Source organism: Pelatocladus sp. (assembly GCF_059505505.1).
Genome location: NZ_JCACKS010000066.1, coordinates 1 through 11,977, shown reverse-complemented (window position 1 = coordinate 11,977; position 11,977 = coordinate 1). Strand labels below are relative to the sequence as shown.

Here is an 11,977-nt window from a genome sequence, read left to right as displayed (position 1 = left end):
GATTTGTTTCATCCTTTAACACTCAACTTCTACATCGCACCGCTATATTTACGCCTATATGTAGTTGTTGAGTGTTGGTTGTTGTACCTGCGGGAAGCCAATCAACAGGAGCATCCCAAATGTTCAAAAAACCCGCCTGCGATTGAAATCGCAGTCTCATAGCTCAAGTCTGCTTAAAGCAGACTACTTGATTTTATGAAGTCGTCTTCAGACGACTTGTGCTATTAGCTAAGGGTTTAAACCCTTAGCTAATAGCGCGAAAAAATTGGGATGCTACCCAATCAACCATCAACACCCAACACCCCAACACTTTTAAGCTTTAAATTGCTTTTCCAAAAGATTCAGCAAGGTTTCCCGTGGAACTAAACCAGCTACTTTTGTGATGAAGTGAGTAGAAAAGCCACCAATAACAACGGTAGAATCTTCTCTTTCCAATGCTTTGAGGGTTTCTTTGACTACTTCTTCTGGAGTTGAGATTTGATTGGTTTTATTTGCTAGCGCTGGCGGAAATTTTGCTTGTGTAAAAAAGTTAGTTTCCGTTGGCCCTGGACAAGAAACTAAGACGCGGACACCATATTGACGATTTTCTGCCCACAATGCTTCACTGAAATTACGAACAAAAGCTTTGCTAGCAGAATAAACAGATAGATATGGTATTGGTTGAAATGCAGCGATCGAAGATACATTAATTATGCTGCCAGAACGACGTTCTCGCATCAAAGGTAAATATTTATGAGTTAAATCTACTAATGCCAAAATATTTAGTTGGAGCATTTTAATTTGCCGTTCTTCATCTGTTTCGGCAAAATCACCGTAGTCTCCAAAACCAGCATTATTAATTAATAGATCAATCGTCAATCCTTTTTGCTTTGTAAATTCAAATACAGAATTCGTAGCACCTATTTCTGTTAAGTCTTTAGCTATTACATCAACTTGAACTTGACATTTTTGGTAGAGTTGCTTCGCTAATTCATTTAATTTATTTTCTGAACGAGCAACAAGAACAAGATTATGATTTCGTGCAGCTAACTCCTCAGCAAAGGCTTTACCAATACCACCAGAGGCCCCTGTAATTAAAGCAGTTGACATTTGAAATAATTAGGATAACATTTAGTCAATTTATATATGTTAACAATATTTGATTGATATTTTACCTGCCTAGAGTCATAACTTGAAAAGCTCAAAAACACACGATTAAGCGCTCTATGTAATTTTTCCACTGCTGACGGGAAGAATAAAATCATGAGATAGAGAATCTTTATAAGCAAAAATTCTTAGTTTTGAGAAAAATTTTTTATTAATGTTTTTTGTTGATGTTTGCACAGGTGCGATCGCATCCCATGTTTTTAAGCACAGACAATCCAAAAAATACAGAGAAAATTTATCTATGTAAATAAATGAATCCAATATTTACTCGCCGTCGATGAATAGCAACGCATAGAAAAGTCGGGGTTCTGTGTGTTGTGGATATTCTGGGTTGAAACGAGAAGTTTCTTGTTTTGAGCTTGAATATTCTTGGTTGAAACGAGAAGTTTCTTGTTTTGAGCTTGAATATTCTTGGTTGAAATGAGAAGTTTCTTGTTTTGAGCTTGGATGTTCTTGGTTGAAATGAGAAGTTTCTTGTTTTGAGCTTGGATGTTCTTGGTTGAAATGAGAAGTTTCTTGTTTTGAACTCGGATGTTCTTGGTTGAAACGAGGTTCCCCAATCAAAAAACCTGCGTAGGTATCCAAGATCCCCGATTTTTTGAAAAAGTCGGGGATCTAAATCCTAGCCTAATCATCCAGCAGCAATATTTGTGTCGCGGCGATCGCAATTATCAATTCGCTGTTCCAAATTAGCGATCCCCAATAACTTCTGCAAAGTCGGGGATCTATAGCACTTCTCACTCGATTGCAATACAGTCGGAACCCCACCCCGGCTTTGCTGACGCAAAACCTCCCCTCCCCGCACGCGGGGAGGGGATTAAGGGGTGGGGTTGGGGTACGTATTGGACACAACCGAGAACTGCTATATACTCAATCACAAAGATTCTGCATAAAAGCCCAAATGATTAGCTACTGGACGCTCCCGCATCGGTATTTTGGTATGTATGGGAGCATTTAACACTTTGGCTCCAGTATTTCTTGCTACTACCAATGTAGTAGAACCACCACCATCAAAGTTGAGTGCTGTATCTGCACCTAATGCGATCGCAATATTGGCTAACTCTTTTTTCGTCACTCCTTGGCTGTAAAGAAGTTGTTTACCATCAACTATAATTAGCCAAAGTTTTTTACCTGTTTGATCAATCGCTACAGCCACATGGGGATATGGTTTATCGTTGCGCTGTTCTAGGTTTTTGGCTTTTGGCTTACCAGCTTCAATTAATATTTGACTTCCTGCAACACCTTGAATTGTACCTTTAGGACATTCGTCACGATCTAGCATTTGGGCGCGATTTTTCATAAAACACAACACTCGCCATCCTGGTTCGGGTTTGGAATATCGATAACCATGAGAAATTACTTCGCCCAATGGATAGGAAGGATCATTGCTATGAGGATAGTAATCCCAAGGAGTGTTTTCTACAAAGTGCTGAAAATAACTCGCATTAATTGCTACTTGCACTTTGAACTCACGCAAAAATGCTGAGGTGGTACGGGCTTTTGTTTCCAGTCCTTGTTCTGGTGGCATTCCTGGTGTCACTAGTGGTTTCACGCCTGGCGCAGTTAAATCTATACTGACTATATGAATGATCATTGGGCGTGGTTGAGAACGAACTTGGCGTTGATAGGAAATACCACGAAACAATGCTTGTTTTTGATTAGTCTGGGGTGGGCGTAAAAAGTGGAGTCCGCCATAAAGTATTAAGGGTAATAAAAGTATGCCAGTACCAGCAGCAAATAAATATTGTTTCATTACCTTATGGCAAAAAATCATCTTTTAATCTAATGACGAATGACGAATGACAAATGACTAATAACAAATAACAAACTTACACAGATTAGACCTCTTGCAAAAGTCGAATGAACCCCCCTCAATCCCCCCGTTCACGGGGGGAAAATTTAGTTCCCTCCCCGTTTACGCTTAGGGTTAGGGTGGGGTAAAAATATTTTTGCAAGAGGTCTATTGAAGTTCTTTTTGACGGTAAAGATAATCGCAATATGCTGCCCAAGTAGCGCCAAATAAACCAGTTAAAGAACCTGCGATCGCAACTGTAAAACCCCAACCAACAGGCCCAAGCCAATCTGTAATTTCAGACAATATAGCTGCCGTTGCTTTAGAAACAATGTAAGCTGTTCCTGCTGCTGCAACTGTGACTAAACCTAACTCTATCAGCATATCTGTTAGTTGTTTGCTGGATAATTCTTCTTGAAAATAGGTTTTCCAGACTGAAGTGTACATAGCAATATCAGTAGCAGTTAAAACAACCTGCTTGGGAATTTCTACACCAGGAGTCGGCGTTGCTGAAATACCACTACTACCAATAGCGTAAGCGGTGATTGCGATCGTAACATCTAACCTTTTTTTGCCCAGATTACTCACCGTATAATCTCCTGTGACTTTTGTGGAAGTACCTAATAAAAATTGTTTTGCTCACCCTAACAGGTGATGTCAATTAAATATTTTGCTCGATATCTTAAAAGTACCAGGAGTTTTATAACTCTGGAGACTAAGATGATGAACAAGATTATTATGACAAGTTTAGTAGCTTTGACAACTGCTACTAGTTTTCTCTTCAGCAATCAATCAGCTCAAGCTCATGGGCGTTACAACTATCATCATATATATCCTTTTTACCGACCAAACTATTGCTATCCCATAACTCAATGGTTTGTTGATCAAGATCCCGCCTATCACCCCCAAGCCTATTCTGATGGCTACCGTCAAGGGCGTGAGAGTGCTAAAAAGGGTAATACGTACAAACAACGTACAGCTGGTGGTGAATTTGCACGTGGTTTTGAGGATGGTTATTACGGAAGGAAGTTTGCTGGTCAAAAAAATATAGTTCCTAACGAATATAGACCATACACTACGACAGATTGTGATTGGTTTGGATTTTGATAGCTTGAAACCAGAAACTCCAGGGTTGAAACCAAAAACCTCAAAAAAGATCCCCGACTTTTCTAAAAAAGTCGGGGATCTGGAGGATCTGGGTGCGATCGCACTTGATTTGTTTGAGTCGTATTCATACGACTTATGCTATTAGCTAAGGGTTTAAACCCAAGCGCGCTATATTGAAAAAATTGGTATGCTCCCCTTATGCTTTTTGCACAAGCGGAAGCGTCACGGTAACAGTAGTTCCTTCCCCAAGTAAAGAATTGACTTCAATCTTACCTTGATGTTTTTGAATAATCTGATAACAAATCCACAATCCTAGCCCAGTCCCTTTACCCACCTCTTTCGTAGTGAAAAAGGGATCAAAAATTTTATCTTGATTTTTTGGTTCAATTCCGCAACCATTATCTGTAATTCTGACATCAATACGATTGCCTGCAACCTTATTTGTATGAATTAAAATTTGGGGATTAACTTTATTATCTACTGATGATAATTTATTAAAAAATGCCTCTTCTAAAGCATCAATTGCATTGCTAATAAGATTCAAGAATACCTGATTTAATTGTGCCGGATAACATTCAATTAATGGTAATATTTCATATTCTTTGACAACTTGAATTCTTTCTTTCAGGCGATGATTGAGAATCAATAAAGTACTATCAATTCCCTCATGAATATTCACAGCCTTCTTCTCAGACTCATCCAATCGCGAGAAATTTCTTAAAGATAAAACAATCTCTCGAATTCTCTGAGATCCCATCTTCATGGAGGTTAAAATTTTGGGCAAGTCTTGACTAATATAATCTAGCTCTATCTGTTCTAGATGATTTTGAATTGCAGTAGTCGGTTGAGGATATTCGTTTCTGTACAAATTCAGTAATTCTAATAATTCTTCAATATATTCCTTAGCATAGCTAATATTGCCATAGATAGAACTAATCGGATTATTTATTTCATGAGCAACTCCTGCAACCATATTACCCAGTGAAGACATTTTTTCAGTTTGAATCAACTGTGCTTGAGTTTGCTGGAGTTCTTGAATAGCATAACTAAGTTGATCGTAAGCTAGATTTAATTCCTGATTTTTTTGTAAAAGTTGATGAGTGCGTTCTTCGACTCGTTTTTCTAAAGTTGTACGAGCTTGTTCTAACTCTTGAGTGTACTCTGCAACTCGACGAATCAAACTGTTGAGAGAAGTAGCTAAAATTCCGACTTCATCATTTCTAGTTACTGGAGCCTGCAAATCAAAATTTCCTTCTTGAGTGGCTTTTTGAGCTACTCTCGCTACAGTCAATAAAGGTCCGGAAATATTCAATGCAATATTCTTACCTACCAAAGTACAAATAAAGCCCCCCACGACGAAAAACCCCCAAAGTCTTAACCATAAGTACTGTACTGTATGGTTGAGAGCAATAAGCGACTTGAGCAATACAATTGTCAAAGAAGTATTGCTCAGTCCTGGAATAAAAATACTTTTGGCAATGTAGTGTCTATTTGTGAGCAAAATACGTATTGGTGGAATAGTTGTAGGTGGTAATTGCCAATTTTGATTTGTGACTGCTGTGAGTGTAGAAACAACAACCGTTTTATCTTCATTTAATGCTATTAAGTACTCATCTTCAGCCGCGATTAGACTTTTAAGTAACTCGTTATTGATGAGAATACCAATTTCAATTCCACCAATCACTTCCTCTTCATTGGATTTAATAGGAGCTGTACCCACTAGAACTAATTGCTTTTGTCCTCGTTGTTTTTGCAAATTCACCACATCTAAAGGATACATCCCAGCAAGTGCCTGAGAAATACTTGTTCGATCTTCTAAGTTTGACTTATCTAATTTTGGCTGTCTGAGCTCCAGCACTACTCCACCATTTTTATTAACAACCTTAATCAGGTCTAGTTTCAAATTAGTCTCATGCGAAACTAATATTTTTAGGAGTGTCTGAGTATTTTTCTGTTCCAGCGCCGTACGCACATCATTTCGTTCTGCTATCAACTGCACCCAAGAACCCAAGTGTTGTTTTTTGGTTTGCAACTCCTGCAAAATAACTGCTGCACCTGATGCAACAGAATTCTTCATTTGGTATTCCATGGCGCTAGTAAACCAAAAAGCAAAACTAATTACTGCTATCACCATAATGCTAAAGAACACCAGCATAAACGGCATGATAATTCTTTGGCTTAGAGGTAGTTTTGAGTAACTCGCTTGCAACATCACACCGCGTCCCATTGTTTGGCGGTAAGCTTGTTGCTCAGTATTTTGGTTGAAAAAGCTGAAGAATGGCATTTGGGTATTAGTATGAATCAGCACTAGTAAGCACGGTAGCTATCAGTCATAGAGCCGAACTCCAACTCTCTGAATTGTTATTTTCTTAACCTTACTTTTGTGACTGTTGCTGTACAACGAGGCCTAATTTGTGGTCTTGAGTACTTAATTGAGTTAAATAAATTATGAATTCCAAAATTAATTTTTATACTTTAATCAATTAAGTCTTAAATAATATTGCAAAAATGATTTTGCTGTCAAACTTACGGTTAAGCAAGCATATTTTAATACTTTAAAATGACTAAGTGTGGGGACAAGGAGGACAGCTAATCAGTTAACAGATTCATGCCCAATCCCCGTTCCCCGATCCCCGATCCCCATTCCCCGATCCCCATTCCCCGATCCCTGTTCCCTGTTCCCCGTCCCCTCTTAAAATATTGACTATTTTTAGTTAAACTTCATTGCAAATTAAGAAGTGAGGTAAAACGACATGATAAGTTTTGAAAATATGAATCGGTCAATAGGGATTAACAAACAAAGGAGAACACAGTGGCGATGGAATCACAGTTCCTCAAGGATACAGGCGTAGTCGTTGAAGAAGACTTTAGTGAATATGTTGCCCACCTCCAAATGCACATGGCACTGCAAGCTCGCAATCTGGTTCCAACGCTGAAGCAGACACAGGTAGATAGTCGAGAGCAACTGCTCCATCAAACCCAAGCAAATTTTGAAAAACTAATTTCTCGCCGAGTTATCTAGTTCAAATCCATACAAATCTTCAATAAAATTTAACTAAAATCAAAGCAGAACTTGTTGAGTCCAGGCTAATGTAGTCATCAACTAGTCTGCTTTTTAATATTGAGTTGCAAAAATCACCCTTTTGGAGCAATAGAAAGGGGTGGAAAGCCGTTAATATTAATGCAGCAGTACCTGTGTTTCTGTTTAATTAAGGCGCAATGGCGGCTCGAATGAAAATGACTTCATTACTTCAGAAGAATCTTAGCATTGTCATCCGACCCATCCAACATCGAGACTTGGATGGTATTGGACGTATAGCTATGGATTCATTCGCAGCTAAAACCAGAAAAGGAGCCGATTTTGCAATGCGGCAAATGCAATGGCTGCGCCGTTGGTATGGATTGTTGAGATTTTTAAGTTGGTTTCCGAATCCACTACAGTATATTTTCTGTGGATATGTAGCAGAACAGGGGCGATCGCTCTTAGGAATGATCCAAGTCTCGCCATTTAATCGTACCCGTAGCACTTGGCGCGTAGATCGAGTAATCTTAGAACGCGCTGCCGATAAGCAAGGAATTGGTTCGCAGCTTTTGCGTTACTGCTTTGAATCAATTTTAGAGGCTCGTACTTGGATACTAGAAGTCAACATTAATGATACAGAAGCACTGGCGCTGTATCGGCAAAATGGTTTTCAGCGTCTGGCTGAAATGACCTATTGGGAAATTAAACCAGAACTGCTGGCTGAATTGGCACAGGTTAACCCTGACTTGCCAAATATGCTGCCTATAAGTAACGCTGATGCTCAACTGTTATATCAATTAGATACAGCATCAATGCCACCTTTGGTACGCCAGGTATTTGATCGTCAAACCGATGACTTTAAAACTAACCTATTTAACGCCTTGGTTGATGCTGTCAAGCAATGGGTGACAAAAACCGAAGTGGTAAGTGGTTACGTGTTTGAACCCCAACGTAAAGCAGCAATCGGTTATTTTCAGATTACTCTAGACCGCAAAGGTGAAGAACCACACATGGCAACGCTGGCAGTTCACCCAGCATATACTTGGCTATATCCAGAAATGTTGACTCAACTTGCTCGCATTTCCCAGGATTTTCCCCAGCAACCTTTGCAACTAGCTTCGGCGGACTATCAACCAGAGGGAGAAGAGTATTTAGAACAAATTGGAGCAAGCCGCATAGAACATACTCTCATTATGTCTCGCTCGGTGTGGCATAAAGTTCGAGAGTCAAAATTTGTCTCCTTGGAAGGAATTCAGTTACCTGAAGTACTACAAGGTTTGCAACCTGCACGCAAACCCATACCAGGAGGAATGTCATGGCTACCACAACATAAGCCAACTCCTTCAGACAGATCGACACAACCTAATCCATCAAAAGAAAATATTTCTTTTTCTAGCAAAAACTCTCACATTGTAGAACCATTTTGTCAGCCAGATTCAGGTGATGGACAACAGCAGGAGTAGTGCTGTGGATATTGAACAAGGACAAGGAGGACAAGGGGAGATATGGGAGAGAAGGAAGAGGGACGACATGGGGGACACGGAGGACAAGGCAGTAATTTAACTTCTGTGTCTTACTCTAGTTCTAAATATGTTTCTGCTTTAGGATTAGATGTTGGTCATAAACGAATTGGTGTGGCGGGGTGCGATCGCTTAGGTTTAATAGCCACTGGAATTACTACTGTCGAACGCACATCTTTTCAGCAAGATGTAGAACAGATACAAAAATTAATTAAAGAACGAGAAGTAGAAGTTTTAGTCGTCGGTTTACCTTATTCAATGGACGGTTCTTTGGGATTCCAAGCCAAGCAAGTGCAAAAGTTTGCTACACGACTAAGCAAATCTTTGCACCTACCTGTGGAATATGTAGATGAGCGATTAACTTCTTTTCAAGCAGAGCAGTTGCTCTTAGCTGAAAACCGCTCTCCATCACGTCATAAAGCTTTGATTGACCGTAAGGCAGCAGCTTTAATATTACAACAATGGTTAGATACACGACGAACTAGCTTACAATCTACAGAATTATCTGCTGAGTAAGCATCGCTTGTCGCATGATATTCTGAAATCTGTTAACCAGCCAAGGTAGGAAAGAATTGAAGGAAACAGGGAACAGGGAACAGGGAACGGGGAACGGGTGTATTTCAAATTCCAATCCTCAATCTCTTATACCTAATCCTTAATCTCATTCCCCTTTTCCCATCTATAAAATAGCTGGTAGTCATACAGTTTATATATCGGCTATGTCTTTTTCTTATTTTCCTGACGAACACGATCGCGAACATGCTGGAACTATTACTTTGAGCGATGATAAAAAGCGATCGCTCGAATGTTATATTGAGCATTCACTCGAAGTTGATGGACAAGGCTACTTTTTGCTACTTCCGGTGGATTCACCTGTAGAAATCTTTGCTTGGCAAGGTGAAGAAGAAGAAGAAGAGGCTGTTCTGGTAGAAGATGATACTACTATCGAGCAAATTTTTAGCACTGCCCAAGCTGTACTATCAGAACAAAATCTAGTCCTCAAGAATACAGCTTATGCTTTAACTGTCGCAGGTGAATTACCCCCAGTAGAAGAATCAGAACTGTTCACTTTAGAAATCGAAGACGAACAGTCAGATTTAGAACCAGAGCAATTACAATTGCTAGCCAGCTTTTACCATGAAGATCAGGAGTACGCGATTTATACTCCCCTTGATCCACTGCTATTTTTTGCACGCATATCTAAAACTGGTAAACCTGAATTACTCTCTCCAGAAGAATTCCGTCAAGTACAACCCTTGTTAGAAGAACATTTGTTTAATGAAGTTGAATAAAATTAAAAATTCAAAACAAGAGAAGGTAATGCTTAATTTCTACATAAGGAATTTTTAATTATTATTAGCTATTAGCTCAAGCATTTGGCAAAAATCTTGCCAAATGTTTTAGTTATTGCATAAAATCCATAAAAATGTGTCAATGGTCATTAGACCATTGACGATTGACCATTGACCATTGACTTCTAACTGACTATGCGCTGGAACAAACTCTTACAGCCTGATTTAATTTTGGAAGGTTCAGTGTTGAATCTCACACCCGACATCATCCAACAATATGAGCTCAAGGGTCTGGTGTTGGATGTAGATGAAACGTTGGTACCAATCAAAGTATTATCAACTTCAGTAGAACTACAACAGTGGGTTCAGGAAATCCGTCAGGTAGCAACCTTGTATCTTGTCAGCAATAACTTAAGTGAATTCCGCATTGGTAATATTGCTCGCTCTTTGGATTTACCTTACTACTTAGGTGCTGCTAAACCCTCGCGACGCAAGATTAGAGCTGCCCTCAGTGCGATGAATTTACCAGCAAAACAAGTCGCAATGGTTGGCGATCGCTTATTTACCGATGTCTTAGCTGGTAATCGTCTAGGAATGTTTACCATTTTGGTTGAGCCAATAGTTCATCCTGATATTGCTTTGCGTTCTCACCCAATTCGCAACTTTGAAGTTTGGGTATCGGAAGTTATGGGAGCTTCTATAAGCCCTAAAAAACGTAGATTTACAAAGCGTCACAAATAGTCAGGAAAGTAAATCTAAAGAAAAAATTAAAAAAACTTTGTTTACTACAAAAATAGGGGATCATAGGTATAGATAACATTGGGGTCAGCAAAATAAAGACCCTAACAATAACAACAAGTTACATATATACAAAGCGCTAGCCTGTACTTACCGTATAGGCTAGCGCTTTGTATACAGTGATTAATCTCATGATTATATATATACGTATATCATTTCATTAATTAGTAGCAAATTATCTATGTAAATACTCCTCTGTCAAGTTTAAATTGATGGATAAGAAAGTTCGTAGTAAGGACTTAAGTCCTTATTTTTTAAGCACGGGCATTCCTTACTACAAACCCTTGATTCAAACTTGACAAACTACTACGTATCTTTTCAAAAATCAAATAGGATTTCTATAGACTGCATATCTTGAGCATGATTACAATATTTACTTGATTGATTATTTGCCTATATATTGAATAATGTGCTGAAGTTGTTAAATTTGTAAAAGTACAATCAAAGAATTGACCGATAATTCCTCCTAGGGTATAAAAAAGCTGATAAATCCTGGAGGTCAATCCAAAATCCAAAATCCAAAATTGGATGACCCAGTTAAGCTGTTATGTACAGGCGTTTACAGGAAAAGTAGAGCTTTATGGAGTTAGAACAGTGTTTGAGGCTGAGGCGTGATACACGACATTTCATGAAAGACGATGTTCCTGAAACTGTGTTGAAAAAAGCGCTTGCCGCAGCTCACTGTGCTCCCTCAGTTGGTTTGAGTGAGCCTTGGCGATTTGTGGTGATCCGTAATCAACAGACTAAGGCAATACTCAAGCAATCTTTCTTGAAGCTCAGAGCAAAAGCAGAAGCAAATCTGGCAAGTGAGGAAGACAAGATAAAGCTTCATAAAAGTCTTAAATTGGAAGCAATTGAAGATGCTCCCATTGGTTTAGCAGTATTTTGTGAATATCCCAAAGAAAGCTACACAATCGGCACTATTTGGACTGATGAAACGTTGAAATGGAGCTGTGTGTGCGCGATCCAAAATCTTTGGCTGTCCCTAACAGAGCAAGGATACAGCGCAGGTTGGGTTTCCATTCTCGATTACGACCAGCTCAAGCAAGTACTTTGTGTTCCTGATGATTGGGAAGCATTGGGTTATCTTTGTATAGGAAAACCTGCTACAGACTATGATGGACAACCAATGCTCCAAAAGGTTGGCTGGAAACAACGCTGTTCTGAGCCTGTGGTGATCTACAGATAAATTATCAGTTATCAGTTTATCAGTTATCAGTTATCAGTTATTTGGAAGCCGAGACGTTCATAAAACCTCGCGGTATGTGGGAAACTCAGTGGCTTAAGCCCTGAGAGGGAA

Annotated in this window: 13 protein-coding genes; 7 read left to right on the top strand and 6 right to left on the bottom strand. The window is 39.2% G+C overall.

The genetic code is table 11. The features are described 5' to 3' along the window. Positions 1 to 312: 312 nt before the first annotated feature. The 5 genes from AC5JMK_RS06545 to AC5JMK_RS06525 form a co-directional block, all read right to left on the bottom strand. Positions 313 to 1,089 (bottom strand): SDR family NAD(P)-dependent oxidoreductase, encoded by a 777-nt coding sequence (locus AC5JMK_RS06545; RefSeq protein ID WP_096675703.1) that lies wholly within the window; start codon positions 1,087 to 1,089, stop codon positions 313 to 315. A 321-nt stretch (positions 1,090 to 1,410) separates the two neighbouring features. After that, positions 1,411 to 1,731 carry a hypothetical protein gene (locus tag AC5JMK_RS06540; RefSeq protein ID WP_096675702.1) on the bottom strand — a complete coding sequence of 107 codons (321 nt, stop codon included), beginning with the start codon at positions 1,729 to 1,731 and terminating at the stop codon, positions 1,411 to 1,413. A 46-nt stretch (positions 1,732 to 1,777) separates the two neighbouring features. Beyond that, positions 1,778 to 1,933, bottom strand: a complete 156-nt coding sequence (locus tag AC5JMK_RS06535; RefSeq protein ID WP_495909687.1) for a hypothetical protein — start codon at positions 1,931 to 1,933, stop codon at positions 1,778 to 1,780. Between the two features lie 87 nt (positions 1,934 to 2,020). After that, positions 2,021 to 2,899, bottom strand: coding sequence for a phosphodiester glycosidase family protein (locus tag AC5JMK_RS06530; protein ID WP_096675701.1), 879 nt, complete (start codon positions 2,897 to 2,899; stop codon positions 2,021 to 2,023). 207 nt (positions 2,900 to 3,106) lie between these two features. After that, positions 3,107 to 3,526: a hypothetical protein gene (locus tag AC5JMK_RS06525; RefSeq protein WP_495909686.1), complete on the bottom strand. Its 420-nt coding sequence runs from the start codon at positions 3,524 to 3,526 to the stop codon at positions 3,107 to 3,109. 135 nt (positions 3,527 to 3,661) lie between these two features. On the opposite strand from AC5JMK_RS06525, the gene AC5JMK_RS06520 reads away from it, so the two are divergent. Next, positions 3,662 to 4,045 carry a hypothetical protein gene (locus AC5JMK_RS06520; protein WP_096675699.1) on the top strand — a complete coding sequence of 128 codons (384 nt, stop codon included), beginning with the start codon at positions 3,662 to 3,664 and terminating at the stop codon, positions 4,043 to 4,045. A 196-nt stretch (positions 4,046 to 4,241) separates the two neighbouring features. On the opposite strand, the gene AC5JMK_RS06515 is transcribed toward AC5JMK_RS06520, so the two are convergent. After that, the gene (locus AC5JMK_RS06515) at positions 4,242 to 6,353 is read right to left on the bottom strand and encodes an ATP-binding protein (RefSeq protein WP_495909685.1); all 2,112 of its coding nucleotides are present in this window, start codon (positions 6,351 to 6,353) and stop codon (positions 4,242 to 4,244) included. Between the two features lie 510 nt (positions 6,354 to 6,863). Between AC5JMK_RS06515 and AC5JMK_RS06510 the strand changes: the two genes are divergently transcribed. The 6 genes from AC5JMK_RS06510 (at position 6,864) to bluB (ending at position 11,866) form a co-directional block, all read left to right on the top strand. Then, a complete protein-coding gene (locus AC5JMK_RS06510) occupies positions 6,864 to 7,067 on the top strand; it encodes a hypothetical protein (protein WP_016858555.1) in 204 nt (67 codons plus the stop codon). 197 nt (positions 7,068 to 7,264) lie between these two features. Then, complete coding sequence (locus AC5JMK_RS06505) at positions 7,265 to 8,530, top strand: GNAT family N-acetyltransferase (protein ID WP_096675697.1); 1,266 nt, start codon at positions 7,265 to 7,267, stop codon at positions 8,528 to 8,530. Positions 8,531 to 8,572: 42 nt separating this feature from the next. Then, a complete protein-coding gene (gene ruvX, locus AC5JMK_RS06500; RefSeq protein WP_096675696.1) occupies positions 8,573 to 9,103 on the top strand; it encodes a Holliday junction resolvase RuvX in 531 nt (176 codons plus the stop codon). A 203-nt stretch (positions 9,104 to 9,306) separates the two neighbouring features. After that, positions 9,307 to 9,879 carry a DUF3727 domain-containing protein gene (locus AC5JMK_RS06495; RefSeq protein ID WP_096675695.1) on the top strand — a complete coding sequence of 191 codons (573 nt, stop codon included), beginning with the start codon at positions 9,307 to 9,309 and terminating at the stop codon, positions 9,877 to 9,879. Between the two features lie 195 nt (positions 9,880 to 10,074). Further along, positions 10,075 to 10,620 carry a YqeG family HAD IIIA-type phosphatase gene (locus tag AC5JMK_RS06490; protein ID WP_096675694.1) on the top strand — a complete coding sequence of 182 codons (546 nt, stop codon included), beginning with the start codon at positions 10,075 to 10,077 and terminating at the stop codon, positions 10,618 to 10,620. A gap of 637 nt (positions 10,621 to 11,257) precedes the next feature. Beyond that, positions 11,258 to 11,866: a 5,6-dimethylbenzimidazole synthase gene (gene bluB, locus AC5JMK_RS06485; RefSeq protein WP_096675693.1), complete on the top strand. Its 609-nt coding sequence runs from the start codon at positions 11,258 to 11,260 to the stop codon at positions 11,864 to 11,866. Positions 11,867 to 11,977 lie beyond the last annotated feature (111 nt).

Bases quoted from the DNA above. Each gene is read 5' to 3' on its own strand.
- AC5JMK_RS06545 (WP_096675703.1), bottom strand. From the start codon at position 1,089: ATGTCAACTGCTTTAATTACAGGGGCCTCTGGTGGTATTGGTAAAGCC.
- AC5JMK_RS06530 (WP_096675701.1), bottom strand. From the start codon at position 2,899: ATGAAACAATATTTATTTGCTGCTGGTACTGGCATACTTTTATTACCC.
- AC5JMK_RS06520 (WP_096675699.1), top strand. From the start codon at position 3,662: ATGAACAAGATTATTATGACAAGTTTAGTAGCTTTGACAACTGCTACT.
- AC5JMK_RS06510 (WP_016858555.1), top strand. From the start codon at position 6,864: ATGGAATCACAGTTCCTCAAGGATACAGGCGTAGTCGTTGAAGAAGAC.
- AC5JMK_RS06505 (WP_096675697.1), top strand. From the start codon at position 7,265: ATGGCGGCTCGAATGAAAATGACTTCATTACTTCAGAAGAATCTTAGC.
- ruvX (WP_096675696.1), top strand. From the start codon at position 8,573: ATGGGAGAGAAGGAAGAGGGACGACATGGGGGACACGGAGGACAAGGC.
- AC5JMK_RS06495 (WP_096675695.1), top strand. From the start codon at position 9,307: ATGTCTTTTTCTTATTTTCCTGACGAACACGATCGCGAACATGCTGGA.
- AC5JMK_RS06490 (WP_096675694.1), top strand. From the start codon at position 10,075: ATGCGCTGGAACAAACTCTTACAGCCTGATTTAATTTTGGAAGGTTCA.
- bluB (WP_096675693.1), top strand. From the start codon at position 11,258: ATGGAGTTAGAACAGTGTTTGAGGCTGAGGCGTGATACACGACATTTC.